A 16,920-nucleotide genomic window follows, 5' to 3' on the forward strand; every position below is an offset into this window, starting at 1 on the left:
GGCGATTCCGGAAAACTGCCCAAAATCGGTCACGATAAAACGGAATGCGCGGTCACCATCATCCAGAACAGACGGTCACGTTCAAACGGAATGGGCGGTCACGATAGGGCGGAATACGCAACGATGGGTATCTGTTCATATTTTGCCCAGAATGCTTTTAGCGCATCGTCACTAAAGTCCGGGTCGGGCACATCTTCAAGCGTTGAAGCCGGATTGTTAAGGGCAGCCGAGAAGGGCTGCAGCAGATCAAGAGCATTGCTATCCAATAAGGGTTCACGGCCTGACAAGTTGTAGTCGACCAGAATCGATTCGCGCGACTTGCTCCAGTAGACCGATCCATGCAGATGGATCAAATTTATTTGTGGGATGCTGCTCTGATACCGACCAAATACGCCGGATTGGCACATGTAGGCCCCAAAGTTCCGAGCCTGTAGGATGCGCCGAGTAAAACCTCTTGCGCCGTCGTTGAGCACGAAATCAATGTCATTTTCCCTGATAAGAGCATCAGCTACGAGTGGGAAGCACCCATCGTAGTTGGTGGTAAACACGTTACAGCGGCGATCGAGTGCCTTGCGGCGTTTCGCCATCTCCAACGCTGTGACCAAGAAAGTGCGGTAATTTCTGATAACTGTGGCACCAGGCTCCTCTGCTACTGCCTTTTCTAGGCTGAGCTGTTCCGCCGGTCGGATGCAATTGGCGTAATAGTGCATGAATAGTGGGATCAGGCGTCGGTCACCCTCGCGTTCAAATTTTGTCGCCAAGTCTTCTAGTGTGTAACGTTTTTCGCCTTCGCCGGTCGTTACTTGCAACTGTAGCGTCGGAAGTAGCCCAAAAGATGCGCCTGATCCGAACAGGAAATTGAGATCTTGGTTGTAAATGTCGCCGATCGAAATCACCGCTATTACCTATATGCTTTTGTTTGAAAGACCAGTCTTGGCGAACCTAAGATTCGATGATATTGCTGTCTATGGTTTACCACTCCAGGAGGCAAAACTAGGGCAGCTCCTCCGAATTGAACTGACAACGATGGCCCAAGCGAAAGTGTTAGAGCTGCAGACACGTGCAGCAAGGTATTTTCTCGCTGCAAAGCAGGCATATGTTTTACCTAACTGAATTCCCCCTTCGGATAGTTACCAGTCAGTAGCGATCACTCATAATTCTTAAGATAACAGTATCTGAAGGAAAAGGGTCTGTCATCCCTCATGTGGGTGGATGCATGAATGAAGGATTTGTTGGAATGCAACCTGAAGGTAAGCAGCAAGAAGTCTGGGGAGAGAGGCGGCGTCCAAAACAGTTCAGTTTTGCTCAATGAGAGCCAAAACCAAAGTATGGGCTGCGGTATGGGCTGGTTAAATTATAGACAACAAAAAAGCCGCTGAAATCAGCGGCTTATTCGTAATATTTGGCGGAGGGACAGGGATTCGAACCCTGGATAGGCTATTAACCTATGCCGGTTTTCAAGACACCAAAGCTATGCAGAAATACAGCCTAACTAACTGATTTGCCTTTATATTCGCTCCGGGTGCTACGTGACTTACTCGCCATATCGGCGCTTAACGTGCCATAGGTCACGCCAGATAAGAGTACGAAGACACGATTCAGTCACAGTGCTTTCAGGCATGCCAAGATGCCTGAGCGTTCTGCGCGCGTTATTACCCGGCGGGCAGCGTTACCATGTCGCCCCCGAATAGCCTGACAAAATTCCAGACTGAATCATGGCAAGAGAACCTATTATCAGAGAGGAAGAAGACATCAGTGCCACGGCGGATATAAGTCACCGCGGGCGACATTATGGCGTCCTCTGTTAAGGCCAGCGCTGACATCGCAAACAGTGGTGAGGCGCGCTCATTGGAGGGCAGGCTGCCATACAAAGCGCCACTTGGTGCTGTATTGGTGTGGGCTGAAGCAATGTCTCTGGCTAATTCAGCCGTCCTTTGACAGCCCGATCGGCTTAGCACGGCTGCGCTGACCATTGCGGGAGTGGCTATAGAGCACAGCGCCTCGGTGGGCGCAGCAACGGCAGAGACAAAATGGGGATCGACTGAGGCTGGCTTATAGGCATGAAATAGCATGGACTCGGAGGCGGCAATTACGCCAGCTACGTGCGCCTCGATCGCGGCGCTTATATCGGTACCGTAGCTGCCGTGGCGATATTCACCCCACATCAGTGCGTTCTGCAACTTCCCCGCCGTCTCTGTGGGCTCATGGGATCCTGCGTGAAGTGACAGCGAAGCTACCAGGGCGTCGTAGTCACATAAGGACGAATAGATCTGTGTGCACGGAATCACTTTGCAGCTCCCTAGCAAAGCAAAAAGCGAGCCGTGCAGGGCTCGCTTTCAGTGGTTGTGTATGGCGGTTTAAGGCAAGAGCTCGTCTACGGCCGGTTTGTAGATCTCTGCAACGAGGTCGTTAATTTTCGTGTAGCGCGTCATTAGGCGCTGCATCATTTGAGTGGGATCCTCAAGGTCGCTGCGCAGAACAATGGCTCCACTATCCAGAGCGTCCTTCACCGTGCTGACACGATCGGTATACGCCTCACGCACCGCCGGATCCATTTGCTCGCCGGTTAGCACTTCATGGCTAACGCGTACGCTGAGCGCAATCGCAAACTCACACAGGCGCATGGAGTCAGCTACCATGTCGTGCACATCCCCAACCTCTACCTCAATGCGTCGACGCACCACGTCTTTAGCAATAGAGACAGGGCGTGCTGAGCGCTTAAGCTGCTCAATTAGCGCGGCTGAGGGCTCCACTACCGCTTGCCACTGAATACCTTCAGGCTGCTCGGGCATTTCAAGCCCATCTGGAACGCTGACATAACGCCAGCCGTCCACTTCGCACAGATACGTAGCGCGCGGGCCGTCTTCAATGTCTGAATTCTTGAAGTCGAGAACGGCGCCGTTTGGGCCGGTCTCAACATTACGCTGGTACTTGAACAGGACTGGCATCTTTCACCTCACGATAAAGGGGTAGCTGGGGTATCAGGTCAGGCCGCTCGGCCTTGACGCGGCGGCACAGGTGGGCAAATGTTGCCGTCTTTAGGGCGTTGCCCATGATGCTGGTCACGCTGGCAGTGTCTCCTCGCTTCAAGCTTCGCGAGAACCGGTAAAGGCTGTGCTTTCTTACGTAGCGAGTGCGCCGCCAGGTGCGAAAGCCGACAAAATTAACCCCTTTCTCTGCTGGAGCGACCGTCCATCTTGAAAGCTGCAGGCCAAGCTCCGTCGACAAGAAAAGCTCAATCAAGTGTCTGTATCGATGCGCCTGCATCTGGCTTAGCCCAAAAAGAATAAAATCATCCACGTAACGCACGTATCGCTTCACCTTCATCACTCGCTTAATGAATTGGTCGAGCGGGTCCAGGTAGATCAGCGCCAACAGCTGAGACAGCAAATTGCCTATTGGCACGCCAAAGCGACTGTCGCTCTCTGCAAACATCATGATCAATTTGACGAGGCGCCGGTCTTTGATTTTCCGCTCCAGTAGGCGTTGAAGCGTGCTGCGCACTATTCGGTAATAGAAGCGCCGGATGTCTAGCTGGAGTACATGGCTCCCTTTGGGGCTTTGCCTCAAGAAGCGTTGCGCCTGGTCATTGGCGCGGTGCGTCCCCTTCCCTACACGACATCCATAGCTGTCATGAATAAACCCCTTGTCGAAGATGGGGTAGATAACCGCGTAAATGGCGTGCTGAACCACCACGTCTCGAAACGCAGGCGCGGCGATCTCGCGCGTCTTAGGCTCCGTCACCATGAAACGACGGTACGGTTGTGGCTGATAGCTGAGTTCATCAGCATCGGGGTCAAAATCTTTCAGCTCATCCTGTAGCTGCTGAAGATTAGCCCCCAGGTTTCGTTCAAACTCCATCACAGAGCGAGTGCCGCGCTTTCCCTTGCGGGCACATCGGTATGCGGTAAAGAGCGCTTCTAGCGTGAAGCACTCTTCGAATAAATTGGCGTAGCGTTTAGGCATGTGGACTTTCCATTGCGTACTTGAACACCTTGGCCTGCAGATTTCGCCGAGATGGCGGGATGACAGGCTCCCTATGTCTCCAGTATTTCCTTTATGGAATATCAGGATGGAAACGTAGTCCGCCGCGCGGAACCCGTTGTTGTTGTTCGAGTTCGACCGGTTGTTGTTCCAATTGCGATTGAAGACACCGGCGTCCGAAGCGTTGCTCCAATTGCCGGCACATTGAACAAACAGCATGCATTTAAGCAGTCACCCCATTCGCAGCACGCGGATTATCCCGGGCGTTGCGTATCCTGCTGCCGATCATCGCGCCCAACTCATTAATAAGCACTGAGGCGGCGGTGTATCGACGTTGCGCTTCGGCCTCTGAATGGCCGCGCTTATTGTCTTTGTATTCGTAATAACCCATCTCAAAAGAGAGATTCACCAGCATTCGCAGTTGCTCATGGCGAATATCCAACTTTGTGAGAGTGGTTTTGTTGTAATACTTCTTTTGGTGCTCTACCAATAACTGGTAAACGTCATAAACGGCATTTCTGATCTCCTGGCAAAGGGCGTATTTCTCATGCCGGGGAAAGTGATTTAGATGCACATTAAGCAGCTTTATCAATTCCCGGCACTTGTTGAATATCTGGGACGAAGGATGCGTTTTAGTAGCCATAAAGAAGAAGTGAAAGAGCGACGCTATCGCGCCGCCCACAAATCACGATCCATAGGCCGCCGCGCGGAACCCGCTGCTGCTGCTCGAGTTCGACCGGCTGACGCTCCAATAGCGACCGAAGACACCGGCGTCCGAAGCGCTGCTCCAAGTGCCGGCACAGAGAACAAACAGATTCTCGCGGTTGTACTGGTAGCAGTAGTCCTGGCCGAACAGGTTGGTGCCGGTTGCATTAATAGCATCAATGTCAGTTGGTATGCCGCAGGCGGTGCGCAGCCACCCTTGTCCATCAGGACTGCTATTGAAGACTTGGTTTTCACCGTTGCCGAAATAAGCGGCACCTGTAGTGCTTCCCCACGGCAGAATGCCTGGCTGAGCGTCATAATTTACCGCCAGATCGCCAGCACTGCCCCATGCGTCAGTAGCACCCCCAAAGCCAGCGGTCAGACTGGCAAGCTCTACGCTCTCCTTGAGCACATAGCAGTCACCATTTGAGACCACGCCAGTGGAAGTGCTAGTTGGGCCTGGCGTGGTGATGCCTAGAGCTGGCTGCCACATGGACCCGTTAACATCCGCCACGCCGCACGCTTGACCGTTGTGCGTCGTCTTGGCAAACGGCGTGCCGCTTCCTGCTTTGGGTTTGTCAGCAGATCCGCTATCGCCCGCTGACTCAAAGCTAACGCTGCCATCGTCAGTGTCTGACAGGCTGCTGTTGCAGCCTTTCGGGTAGTTGGTAGTGCGAGTGCCGTCATACCACGCGCAAAACGTGCTGGACGTAGACGCTTGTCCGTGAGCGAGGGACAGCAGTCCTAGCGCAGAGAACATGAAGACCGAGATGCAGTTGAAGATCGCACCGCGCGCACGACTCAATACCACGGCATCAGACAACTGGCCCTCGCAGCCGGTCATCCCGCTTGAGTTCGTGTAGCTGGTCGTCGTGGCAAGAGAGATAGGCACGCCGCCCTTCACGGACACCCCGGCGTCGTTGCCCGCAGACTTCGAATTCAGGTATTTATCAATAAAGAAGCCTTGCTTAGTGACGCCCCCATCAATAAACGCGCGATGCAGAGCGTACCCTTCTAGCGCGGCCGCATCCTGGTCGGCAAAGCTGCCCATGCCCACGATATCTAAGGCATTGGCGCCGTAAGCAGCGAAGCGAGGGCTGCTAGTGTGACCGAACCGATAATAAAAGGCGGGCACAAAGCACATGATTGAGCCGTCGCTGTACTGATAGTTGCCGTAATTGTCGCTGGCTGGGTCATCGTGACCAGAAAGAGGCGTAAAGCCAGCAGGTAAATCGTCTGAATAAATACCCACGCCAAAGCCTTGCGCGCCCGCCTCGCCTACATCGGCAGCGAAGCGTTGCGCCGTGGTGACGGTGGCAACGGCTGACCAGGCAGACCAGCCGTACAGTTGGCCTTCCTGCTGTGCATCAATGATGTAGACGCGCCCGCCTTCTTGCATGATCCCTTGCGGCGGCTGAATCGACGTCAGATAGCTAGATGTTTGGGTAGACCAGAGAACATTGCCCTCTTCGTCGCGAATTCGGTAACCAGAGCGCGAATGGGTATCTGATTCTGTATTAGGCTCAACCGCAAAGGCGCTTAGCTCGATCGTGGGCGCCTCTTGAACGTCCACTTCACCATCAGCAGGTGAAAGAATCGTGGGCGCCTTAATGAACACGCTAGCCGTAGTAAATGAAGTGCGCTCAGACCAGGCGCCCTCTTCATCCAGCAAGCTAACGTCTTGATAATTCCAAGATCCCACCTCTTCGATATCCAGCACGCCAGCAGGAACGTCATAGCTTAGAACGGGCTCAGCACCAACGGGCTCAACAGTCGCTTCGTGAATAATCTCGCCCGCCGCATTATAAAGCCGGAATCGGCGGTGCTTTTGCGGTACCGCGTAGAGCGCGTAGTAACCTGAACCCACTAGCGTAGGCTGTGTCGTTAAGCCGGGCTCGCCATCGGAGGGGCTGACGTTGCTCGGGCGACGAAGGGCGCTAATGGGCAGTGCAGAGATAAGCGCGAACCGCTCGATATTGCCGCTAACACGAAAACGGCGAATGCCTACTGGCACTACCCATCCATCGCCGCGCTGCTCAAGATCAGACCATCCGCCGCTAATCCAGGCGCGCACGTTAGTGGCATTACCCACAATAAAGATCATCGCACCGTAGCTCACAAGAGCGCTACTGAGGTCTGTGGTTACAAACTCGCTGCCTGAAATGCGGCTCAATACCGCGCCTGCTGGCACGTTAGAGGTCAGCGTTGCTTCTAGCGTAATGCGCGTGCCGGAGAGAATTTCGCGGATGCGCACGATTTGCGAGCTGCCGTCACTGGCAATAAAGTAATGCTGCCCCTCGACAAGTCCCGCGGTATCTTCCACGTCCATGGAGTCATCGCCTGATACGGCGCTAGTAATCGCCGTGTTATCAACGCGATCGCGATGCTCGGTGAATATCTGCTGGGCACCGTGCTCAACCAGGACGTCGATCTTTTCGCTCATGACGATAGGGTCTTCGCCACGAATACCTTCAATGTCTTGCTGGATACTGTCTAGGCGCGCGGGGAGAGAGCTTTTGTCACCCTTCGCCTGGGTTAACGTCTGTTCAGTGCTTAATTGGCGCAGATCCAGCGCATTCAGGTTTTGATCGATCTCTTCATAGGTCTGGTTAAAGAGTGACGGAACCGCATCCGGCTCGTCATTGGGGATCTTTTTAACAGGGTACTTTGGCAGTGCCATGACGGCTCCTTAGAATCGTAGCTTGATGCTGACTTCGTAGCGCTCGTCGGACTCTTTCACCTTCGGAGCGAAGTTCTTGATACCGATGAGCTCGCCATTGGCATCGACTAATGCAGCCTCGGAGACAGGCACGCCAACCAGATCGGCAGCCTCAAGTAGTCCGCGCCCCGTCATGGAGTAAAGATCTTCTTGCGATACATCCAGTAGCGGTTTTCGGGTAATCTCGTTATTAAGAGACTCCTGGTCCCGTGACGGCGCTTTTGCTGTTAGGTCGGTGTTGTGGCCACCGTCTCCGAAGGCCATATAGGCTGCGGGCGAAACTGGCGGGCCGCCCGCCATCGCTGCCGCCAATCGGCGACGATACGCATTGACTGTGATGGCCTCGGCCATGCTTCACCTCATACTCGGGTAATGGTTATGTTGAACTCGGGTGGCGCCATGCCGCCTAGTTTCCATTGGCCGTTCAACGGCAGGCTCCAAGTGTGTTCTATGCCATCCCCGCCTTCGGCTGCTGTTTTCCGCCTTGGCAATCGCACGGGTGCTGCTCCACAGGCTGCCGATACGTTCAGGTGTCCGGTTGATTCAGCGACCACGCCCTTGCGCGCCAAGCGGAAGCCATCAAGCTTTTGGCCAGCCCAGGCATTCACCAATTGGCGGCTGCCATCGAGACGCCAGGTGCCGTTAAGCCGCCAAGCGCTGCCTAGCTTCTTGGGTGTTTCGGGGTAATCCATGCGGATGTGGTGGTGAAGCGTTGTCACAAGGTCGATAGGCTGATCAATGTCGATATGCTTCTCGACATCTTTCCAGCTCATAACATCAAGTTGACGGCGACCTAACGCCCAGCCTCCATCGAGGCGTCTACCCTTTTCGCCAAGCTTAGGCAGGCGATAGGCAGAGGCCTCAGCAGGCTCTTTGGCGATGGTTAGCTCGCTTTCGGTGCGACAATTACGGAGACGCCAGACGCTCTTGCCGCCTCTAACCTCGCCCAGGCGGAAAGAACCAAACGACTGGGGCAGCTTCACCACCTCGCCATCAATGCCCAGCGACCATTTGCGCGCAGGATCCTCGGTCAGAACTCGCCCGCACCATGGGTAGCGAATGGTTGAATGTTTCTGCATCAGGAAATGACTGCGAACGCTAATATCCACGCCAATGACGAAGCGCAACCAGAACTTGAAAAGCGGGACTAGGCGAGCGGGTATGACCGCCCGGATGATATCAATCAGGCCTGTAGTAGCGGGTCTATTGCCATCGGAGTAGCGCGCAAGCTCTTCTAGGCCTAGCAGTATTTCTACGCGGGAGGTCAGGAACAGGCTGCCCGACTCTGGCTTGTAGTAAGGAGGCTCCTCCGCATCCAGAACCAGTGGGCGCCCTAGCTTCCAGGATCCATCAATCTTTAGCCCGGGCGACCCTAGAAAATTGTACCAATAAGGGTTTCGGGGCTCATTCAACACAAACCCTTGGCCATAATCGGCATCTTTGTAGTGCCAAAGCTGCTTAACCTCAGTCTGGCCAGGGAACAGCATTTGCAGATAGGTGCGCAGGAAGTGAAGCCCGCGTTTCTGGACATCGCCCGACTTCCAAGCGCGATATAGGTAACGGGTTGCCGCCTCTTCTCGCTCCCCCTTGAGTAGTACAAGGCCGTCATGGTTTACCGTGCGTCGCACCAGGTCGAAGCTGCCAAGGTGCGGAGCGCCTAACACGCTAGCATCAAAGGTCTCTTCAGCCAGTGCCGAAAAAAGCTCGCCGAAAAGCCCTTTTAACTCCTCCTCAATCTGCCCGTTTGCATGGCTTTCTTTTAAGGGGGTGATGTTGGGAAGAGTGGCCCCAGGGAAGTCGAACTTATCAGTGCTCAAAACCCAGACCCCCAATAAGGCACGCTCACATTACCGGTAGTGACAGCGACTTGAAGACTATCCGGCGATACGTACCGCCATAGCTCAGGGCGCGAATCGCTAGCCTCGTCGCTAATCTCCACGCGCAGATCGGCGCGCCCAACGTTGAGCGCTGGCACTTTCTGGCGTAAGAGTTGATAAATCTGCTGGTAAAGGGGGGTGCTATTGCCGCGGCGCGACTGATCGGCCTGCTCTCCAAACTCGTCTAGCATGACTTTCTGGATTTGCTCTTTAACAACGCCCTCGTCGTAGCTAGTGGCGACTGTTGCGGTAACAGAGACAGGCAGCGGCGCACGAACGGCAGTAAAGAACCGTATGCGGTAGCTGTCATCGGCAGCGTGAATCTTTTCGCGAATGGCTTTATGGGTGGCGGTTAGCTCGCTCTCCTCCAGCTCATCGGGCTGCACAACCTCCCCGGGTGACTGCGAGAGTGCAGCTTCATTGCCGATCGCAGAAATGCAGGCAACGAACAAAACATTAATATTGTCGACGCTCATCCCGCGATGCCGCTCCTCAACGCCTTCATTCCAAACGGACAGGAACTGCAGCGAAGGGAAGTGGCGCCGTACAAGGAAGTCGAACTCACCCAGGAATACCGCATTGTGGTTATAGACGCTGGGGTATTTTGCTAGCTCGCGCAGCGCGCGCATGGAAGGCGGATTTTCGCCGCTGGACAATACATCCTGCAGCGTCATCTCTATTTGAGCTTCAGTGGGCGCTTGCATGGTGTCGAATGCCATGGGCGAACCGGGGGTAAAGTCGTCTATCCGGCCAAGGGAGTAATAGCTGGATATCGTAATTGACGACCCTTCTTCAGGCTGCACGCCTACGACATCATCTTGGCCAAAGCGGATATAAATGCGCTGCTGTTCGTCTGCCTCTACGTGATAAACGCGCTCGCCAGCAAAGGTGTTGGTGTAGCGCTCACGGTGCGTGTAGATGCCCTCTGCGTCCGTCACATTAAGGCCGCACAACCATGAGTCATCATCCGCAAGCTCAACTTGAATGGCATAGAATGCGCGGCTCTCTTGAACCGTGTGGGCTCTTGATTTTTCGCTTAGCTGTACAGCTTCAAAGGTGACGGTATCACCAGGCCCTGCATCGACAGGTGTTTCAATCCGAAAGGGTCTCCCGCTGGAATCAATCAGCGCGCGCCCGGGGCTAGCGGTGAAGGCGGTATTGCTGGAGTTCTTCAAGCGGATGCTGACGCGCGACGGTTGCGCCTTAGGAACAAGGCCTCTCATCGAGGCGTCCGCCAAAACAGTGGCATCGCGCACCTTCTCAAAAGGCTCTGCCTGTGCCACTTCAAGCTGGCTGGAGTACATCGACAGCATGGTGGCCATGGCATCAAGGTGCTGGAGTATTCGCGGGTCGCGAGCGCGATATAGCGCACCCACTGCCGGGTAACGCGCCACGCTATCATCGATAGCCTGCTGAAAGTCTTCGCGGGTAAGCATTACCGGTTGGCCTCGTAATCGTTGAGATCATAAGAGCGACCGGCAACATCAAGCGTTAGGCGCAACTGGTCTATGCCTTCCGGCGCGCCGTACAGCGTGACAGCGCTATTGGGCAGCACCTCTAATACGCTGACATCGCTACGCAACTTGCGGACAAAGCTGTCCGCACGCCCATCTGACTGGGCGCGCTGCAATAGACTGTTCGCATCAGAGCCGTAGCCGGAGCCCAAGTAGCCATTGACTGGTGTTTCCAGCCAGTGGCGTACCATCGCCTGAATGTCATCACCGGTAATTGTCTTCATGCGCTCATGCTATGCCGTCAGCGCATGATCCTAGCGGCTGGTTTTCCGGTTACCCCATGCCGCTATAAGAGCCGGTAACGATATGCGCAATGCGGCGATCGCCAAGGTCTCGACTAACATCTTGAGGCGCACGCGACGCCTGTTGCCCATTGGTGCGCTCTCCTGAAGAGGACAACGGAACGCTAACAGTGGGCGCCTCGCCAACCGGCGGGACGCGCAGAGGAGGAATGCTGGCAGACTGTGGTGAGGCCGACCCGAGAGCTGGAGCCCTAGCGGACAGCCCCATGGCCCTTAGGTGGTCCGTGCTTACGGTGGCCGTAGCCTCCGGGGTGCTTTGGCGAGCGGCTACATTGTTGTTGGGAGGCTCGCTTACGGATGATGGCGTGAACTCTCCAGCCTCTGCCGCGGCTAAGTAACGGCTGGTCTGTGCTTCGCGATCGGCTAGGCCGTTGTCGCCACCATTGATAAGCCGCGTTACTTCGCGGGTGTCGCCGCTCTGGGCAGCTTCGGACAAACCTTCGCGGTTCTGCCAATACCAGGTGGCCACCTTGGCAGCTACCTCGGGATCTGCTGCCATATCGGGATTATTGACCAGGTCAATGCCCAGTGACTCGCTAGCGGCGGTGTAGTTGTCCTTCCCTGTTAGCTGAGTAAAGCCGCGTCCACGGTAGCGGTGACCATCACCGGGTTCAGTATTGCCCATGCGACCGCCGTACATAAGCTCGGCAATAGCTTCAGGGCCCTGGGCCATGGCGGCTTCCACCGCTTCAGGGCCTTGGTTTCTGGCGGTGCGGCTAACAGCCATGATGCGATCAGCTGAGGAGTAGTTAAAGCTCTCCTCCATAGTGCGAAAGCCGCCCGACTCATGATGCATCTGCCCCATGAAAGCCGCTTGCTCATTGGGGTCAGTGATTCCAGCCTCTGCCATGGCCTGAGTGAGCGCTGGCGTTGCCGATGCCTCGTTATGGGCATTTCGCACTGCATTAACCGCGGTTGATACCCCGGACTTTTCACCCACCCAGCTCGCGCCCGCTGATATCTTGCTACCCAGCCAGCTAGTAGCACCCTCGACACGATCGGCTGCCGCCTCGGCGCGACCTGCTACCCATTCTGTTGATTCGACTGCCCGATCTGATACCCATTCGCCGGCATCGCGAGTAGCCTGCCCTATATCAACGCCCGTTTTTTCAGCTACCCAGTCGTTGACGCCACCCATGGCATCGGTAAGCGTGCTCCAGCCTTCGGCAGCGATGGATACGGCGCCGCTCCAGACGCCTTTCATCTCATCAGTAACGGATGCCCATCGTTCAGCAAGGGAGCCGGACAGCGATTCCCAAGTGCTGTTGAATTTGGCGGTGCTGCTATCCCACAGGCCCTGGAAAGCATCAGTGGCAACGTTCCAGCGCGCCGCTACGCCCTCGCTGGTTTGAGACCACAGGCTGGACATAAATGTGGTGGCATATTCCCAGCGCTGAGCAAGCGATGAGACTAGGTTGGACTGACGCAGATCCGTCACCCATCCACCAACCTCTTCGCCGATAGTCTCGCCTGCGTTGCCCCCAAAGTAGCTACCAGCGATCGCGCCGATAAGGCCGCCCACAACCGTACCCACCACCGGCACCACTGAGCCTACGGCAGCACCGGCAGCCGCGCCGCCCGCCATGCCTGCGATGCCGCCAAGGCCGCCGCCAACCGCGCGCCCAGTCATGGTGTCTTTTTCAGCCCGTGTGGCGTCGCTACCTTCGCTGGCGGCAACATCGCTCGCCATAAACCCAAGGCCAAGCAGGGCACCGATGCCCGGTATCTTGCGCATGCCGCCTTTCAGGAGGCGTCCCGCACCACTTCCACCGCTAGCTGCGGGCGCACCACCTAACCGAGACCCACCGCCCTGCTGTCGCTGACTAGCGCCTACGCCTGCTGCCGACCTGGCCGTACCACCGCGAGCGCTGCCGCCTCGCTGTGACGTAGACCGCCCACTGCCGGGTATGGTCATTCGGCGGGCTATCTTGCCCATCCCTAGCGCGGTCAATAGCCCCTTGAGCCCTGCTATCACCGCACCCGCTAACGCAATCGGCAGACCGCCAAGTAGAGATAGCATGCCGGTAATGGGGGCCAGTAACAGCATGATCCCGCGCCACAGCATGGAGCCGCTGTCGCCGCCTGTTGGCTTGCGCTCAATGTTCTTCAGGATTCGGCGTTGCTGTTTGCCCTCTTCACGATCCTCGCGGCGCGTGCCGCGCATCATTAGCCAGAAACGGCGGTACCAGCGCTCCTGCTTGCGATCTGACCCGTCGCCCATGATCTTACCGAAGCCGCGGGAAAGGGGCTGTGCCACCTCGTTAAAGGCCTTAACAGTGGGGTCGGCCTCTTCGCTGCCTGCCCCTATCTCTCTGGCAGCGCCTGCCATACGATCGCCCAAGCCGTTGATCGACTTCATCAGCAGCCCATTGCTGTCCTCTTCGTCTTGAGCGTTAGCCGCGGCGCTTCCACCGTCCTTTGGCACGAACCGACCGCTGGCGTCACGGCCACCGACCGACTGACCGCCAATGTCTTTGCTAGGGGTCGCTGCTGCGGCATTCGAGCCTACGCTTATACTGGGGCTGGCAGTGGATGCGGTATTGAGATTAAAGGGCGCCTGGTTAGCGGGAGAGCCGGGCGTTACCGCTTGGCTGTAAACGTATTGCCCTAGGTCGCGCTGCTGGCTTGTCGCAGCAACTGCCGGAGGCTTTTCTTGGTCTACGCGAACTACAATCTCATCGTGACGCGGGGTCGCTGCCTCTGTCTTTGCTTGGCGTGGGGCTGGGCTGCTATTGGCCTCTGTTGGCTTATTGGCTACAGGTGCTCCACGCCCACCGACCGACTGCCCGCCAATGTCTTTTCGTAGTGCGCGCAACTCATCCCGAATCGCGTCCAGGCGGCCTGTAACATCCTCGGCACTAAGCCGCTCACCGACCAAGAAGCCGCTGTTGTCGTGATTTAATTGCATGGCTAGGGACTCATGAAGGTATCAAGCTGCGTAAACGTCATCTGCAGCTCTTCAAGGGCGTCTTCGCGGCGGGAAAGAGACACTTCGTAGGACTGAGCGCGACACAGGACGCGCCCCGTAAATCCGCCTACGTCACCGACAAAGGCGTGCTGGACGGTAAAGACAATTGAGTAATCAGCAGGCACCCCAAACGTCCCATCCTGCGCAGCAACAGCGGCAATGTGGGCTTCAAACCAGCGCTTTAACGTACCTGCCCGGTCATCCATGGTCGTGATTCGTAGGACGACAGGCTCGGCCTGGGTAAGCGTGTCTAGTTGCGCACTTCCGGCACGCACTTTGCCGCCAGAAACCTCGCTAGGGCCCCGCTCAATATCAGTGCAGAAAAGATTGAATTCGTGGGAGAAGTCGCCAGCCAGCGCGCTTTGCACGGTCAGTAGGAAAAGGTTCTTTTTGGCGCGCTTGGCGTCTACCGCCTCTTGAAAAATGCGCTTGGCTTCAGTGGGGGTAATGCCGCCATACAGCATATTGGCGCCACCCCAATAGCGGCCTTGGCTGGATTGACCCCCTAGCAGGTTGCCTAGCGCGTCACCAGCAAAGCCAGACTCAAGCGCGGTTAAGAGCCCGCCTTCAATATCACCATTGGCAATTTGACTAAGCGAGTTCGCGCCTGAATTGATCGCGTTGCGCATGGTAGGCGGGATATGGCTATTGACTGCGCGACTAACCGCTTGAGACCCCATGGAGGCCCCGGCCTGAGAGATAGCGCTTGCCAGCTTGCCACCTCCAGCCATGTTTCCAGCCTGGTTGCCTAGGCTGGCAGCGCCGCTGCGTATCGCGCCGTCAGTACGCCCCAGTAGGTTGCCGCTTTTGCCTGCCGCACTAATGCTGTCAAATAGGCTCATGGCCACCCCTTGCCGCCGCCACCGTCATCCTTGGCGGTCTCTGCAAGCTCGGCATAAATTTCGGCCTGATCTTCGTCTAGCTGCATGGTTTCGGTCAGGAAGGTCTTCATTAGCTTCTTGGAGGCCCCCATGTCGCGCATGGCCCCGATGGCTTGCGCCAAGCCGATACCAACCCCCATGCCATCGTTCAGCGTGCGTTGACGCTCTGCCTCCAGGGCAGAAATGGAGCCATAGAACGAAATACGCCAAGGGCGCTCACTGGCCGGGAATACGGTTCCGTAGCGCTTGAGCGTGTGCATGTCGATAATGTGGTTGAACGCTTCGGCCAGCGCTACGCGTATCACGCGGGCGCTCTCGGCTGCCTGTGCGGACGTGCGGAAGAACCCGCCTTCGCCTAGCCCGCCGCTCATCTGGTCAGCAAACCCGATCATTGATAGATCCACGCCGATCGCACCGGAAAGTAGGCGCGCGTGAAGCATCACGTCCTCGATGCTGATATTGTCCGCGCGGCCTGATTGCCCGCCTCCCTCAACGCGGGTTAACTGCTTGTCGCCAAATACGGGAATAACATGCCGCACCCGCTCCATGATGGGTTTGCCGCCTTTTACGGCCTCCTCGGCAATCTCCTTGGAGCGCTTCAGCATCTTAGTGACGGAGTCCATGAAGCTCTTTTGCATGTCCTTCGACATGTCATTGAGGTTCACCGTCAGCATTTGCTCGTCAATGCTATCCATCCAGCGCTGACCCACCAGACCTAACAAGCTTGCGGTCAGATTGTCGTAGGGCTCTTCGGCGGGATAGATCAGCGACCCGCCTGCCATGGCGGGCATTAACGGCAGATCGTTTACATCGTCGGTACCCAGGGCGACTTTCAGCGACTTCTCAAAAACACCGTGTTGGGGCACCCACTGGCTGCGCGGCATCTTCATGCGCACCATCTGCGAGGTGTCCAGGCGCTGAAAATTGCGCTCACCGGTATAAATGGCGTAACCCACCGTGCGGCTACCCCGGTCGAACGGCTGAACAAGCGGAGGGCGTACTAATTCGTCAACGTAGAGATCCACAACGCCGCGGTTGTCGGTATAAATGCGGGCGTAGGAGTCACCAAACACGCTCCCCAAATAAGCCATTGGGTAGGCAGCGCGGTTAAGTATCGCGGAAAGGTCTTCGCGGATATCGTCGACCATCTTGCCTAACTGCTCATTCTTCTCGGCTTCAGGTCGCTTTTCGATAAACACAATATCGCCAGAGGTTTCATGCCCCCCTAGCGCAGACGTGACCAGCAGCTTAACGGCGGACGACACAATGGGGTCGGCCTCCATTTGCGCCCACTTGTCATAGATGGCCTGTCGCGTCCGTGCCTGCCGATTCCCTGAGGCCAGCAGGCTTGCAACAGTGGTCGTGCCGGCACCATAGAGCATCGTGTCGGCTGGCGTGATTTCGTGGCTCTCGGGGAGATGTTCGTTTTCCCACTTCTTGGCACCGATGCCGAGTCGTGAGAGGAAGCCTCGCCGATGCCCTGAGGGGGATGATTTAGGCATGGCCTGATAGTGGGCCATGCCAATGTGCTGAAGGCGGGGGTTTTTCCGGTTTAGGCGGTGACGCGCTCTTCCATGTCAGGATCTTCCAAGGTGTAGATCGCGCCTGTATCACCGTCTAAGACAAATTGATTCGTGCCTACTGCCTGCGTCGCTAGGTAGAGGGTGCGAAACGCGTCTGCCATGACAATCGTTTCAGCGGGAGAGTCACCTTGATACGTGGCGCGCACTAGCGGGTCGTCCCGTTCGCCTAGCTCGCGATCGCTGTCAATCAGTAGCGCTTTGACTGCCCACCAGTAAGGGCCGTAGTCGCGGTACCGAAGCGGGTCCTTCGCCAAGCGGCGCTCAATAACCCCCAGCGCAAAGCCGGGGAAGTCACTATAGCCGCGGTTTTCTTTGAGCGCGCTCGCCTTCTGCTGGACTAGCGCCGCAATCTCTTCTTTGTCAAACAAGTGCTCGGTAAGTGCCATG

General features: G+C 56.4%; 14 protein-coding genes. All 14 read right to left on the minus strand.

The window, feature by feature from the left end; translation table 11 throughout:
• Nucleotides 1-98 precede the first annotated feature (98 nt).
• Nucleotides 99-896, minus strand: a complete 798-nt coding sequence (locus V8L71_RS07740; RefSeq protein ID WP_336273698.1) for a hypothetical protein — start codon at nt 894-896, stop codon at nt 99-101.
• Nucleotides 897-1,652: 756 nt separating this feature from the next.
• On the minus strand, nt 1,653-2,288 hold the full coding sequence (locus V8L71_RS07745; protein WP_336273699.1) for a hypothetical protein: 636 nt from the start codon (nt 2,286-2,288) through the stop codon (nt 1,653-1,655).
• A 69-nt stretch (nt 2,289-2,357) separates the two neighbouring features.
• Nucleotides 2,358-2,948: a hypothetical protein gene (locus V8L71_RS07750; protein WP_336273700.1), complete on the minus strand. Its 591-nt coding sequence runs from the start codon at nt 2,946-2,948 to the stop codon at nt 2,358-2,360.
• A complete protein-coding gene (locus V8L71_RS07755) occupies nt 2,920-3,966 on the minus strand; it encodes a reverse transcriptase domain-containing protein (RefSeq protein WP_336273701.1) in 1,047 nt (348 codons plus the stop codon). The genes V8L71_RS07750 and V8L71_RS07755 overlap by 29 nt, the downstream gene beginning before the upstream one ends.
• A 241-nt stretch (nt 3,967-4,207) precedes the next feature.
• Nucleotides 4,208-4,666 (minus strand): four helix bundle protein, encoded by a 459-nt coding sequence (locus V8L71_RS07760; RefSeq protein WP_336273702.1) that lies wholly within the window; start codon nt 4,664-4,666, stop codon nt 4,208-4,210.
• 3 nt (nt 4,667-4,669) lie between these two features.
• The gene (locus V8L71_RS07765) at nt 4,670-7,369 is read right to left on the minus strand and encodes a hypothetical protein (RefSeq protein ID WP_336273703.1); all 2,700 of its coding nucleotides are present in this window, start codon (nt 7,367-7,369) and stop codon (nt 4,670-4,672) included.
• Between the two features lie 9 nt (nt 7,370-7,378).
• Nucleotides 7,379-7,759 (minus strand): hypothetical protein, encoded by a 381-nt coding sequence (locus V8L71_RS07770; protein ID WP_336273704.1) that lies wholly within the window; start codon nt 7,757-7,759, stop codon nt 7,379-7,381.
• 8 nt (nt 7,760-7,767) lie between these two features.
• A complete protein-coding gene (locus tag V8L71_RS07775) occupies nt 7,768-9,225 on the minus strand; it encodes a hypothetical protein (RefSeq protein ID WP_336273705.1) in 1,458 nt (485 codons plus the stop codon).
• Nucleotides 9,222-10,721, minus strand: a complete 1,500-nt coding sequence (locus V8L71_RS07780) for a hypothetical protein (protein WP_336273706.1) — start codon at nt 10,719-10,721, stop codon at nt 9,222-9,224. The genes V8L71_RS07775 and V8L71_RS07780 overlap by 4 nt, the downstream gene beginning before the upstream one ends.
• Nucleotides 10,721-11,023: a hypothetical protein gene (locus V8L71_RS07785; RefSeq protein ID WP_336273707.1), complete on the minus strand. Its 303-nt coding sequence runs from the start codon at nt 11,021-11,023 to the stop codon at nt 10,721-10,723. Before V8L71_RS07785 ends, V8L71_RS07780 begins: the two co-directional genes overlap by 1 nt.
• Nucleotides 11,024-11,072: 49 nt before the next feature.
• A complete protein-coding gene (locus V8L71_RS07790; protein WP_336273708.1) occupies nt 11,073-14,009 on the minus strand; it encodes a glycoside hydrolase family 19 protein in 2,937 nt (978 codons plus the stop codon).
• Nucleotides 14,010-14,011: 2 nt separating this feature from the next.
• Nucleotides 14,012-14,911 (minus strand): hypothetical protein, encoded by a 900-nt coding sequence (locus tag V8L71_RS07795; RefSeq protein WP_336273709.1) that lies wholly within the window; start codon nt 14,909-14,911, stop codon nt 14,012-14,014.
• Nucleotides 14,908-16,470, minus strand: coding sequence for a hypothetical protein (locus tag V8L71_RS07800; RefSeq protein WP_336273710.1), 1,563 nt, complete (start codon nt 16,468-16,470; stop codon nt 14,908-14,910). Before V8L71_RS07800 ends, V8L71_RS07795 begins: the two co-directional genes overlap by 4 nt.
• A 32-nt stretch (nt 16,471-16,502) precedes the next feature.
• The gene (locus tag V8L71_RS07805; protein ID WP_336273711.1) at nt 16,503-16,919 is read right to left on the minus strand and encodes a hypothetical protein; all 417 of its coding nucleotides are present in this window, start codon (nt 16,917-16,919) and stop codon (nt 16,503-16,505) included.
• Nucleotide 16,920: the final 1 nt, after the last annotated feature.

Origin of the sequence: Vreelandella indica, from assembly GCF_037070225.1 — a bacterium.
In the GTDB taxonomy this organism is placed as follows: Bacteria; Pseudomonadota; Gammaproteobacteria; order Pseudomonadales; family Halomonadaceae; genus Vreelandella; species Vreelandella arctica.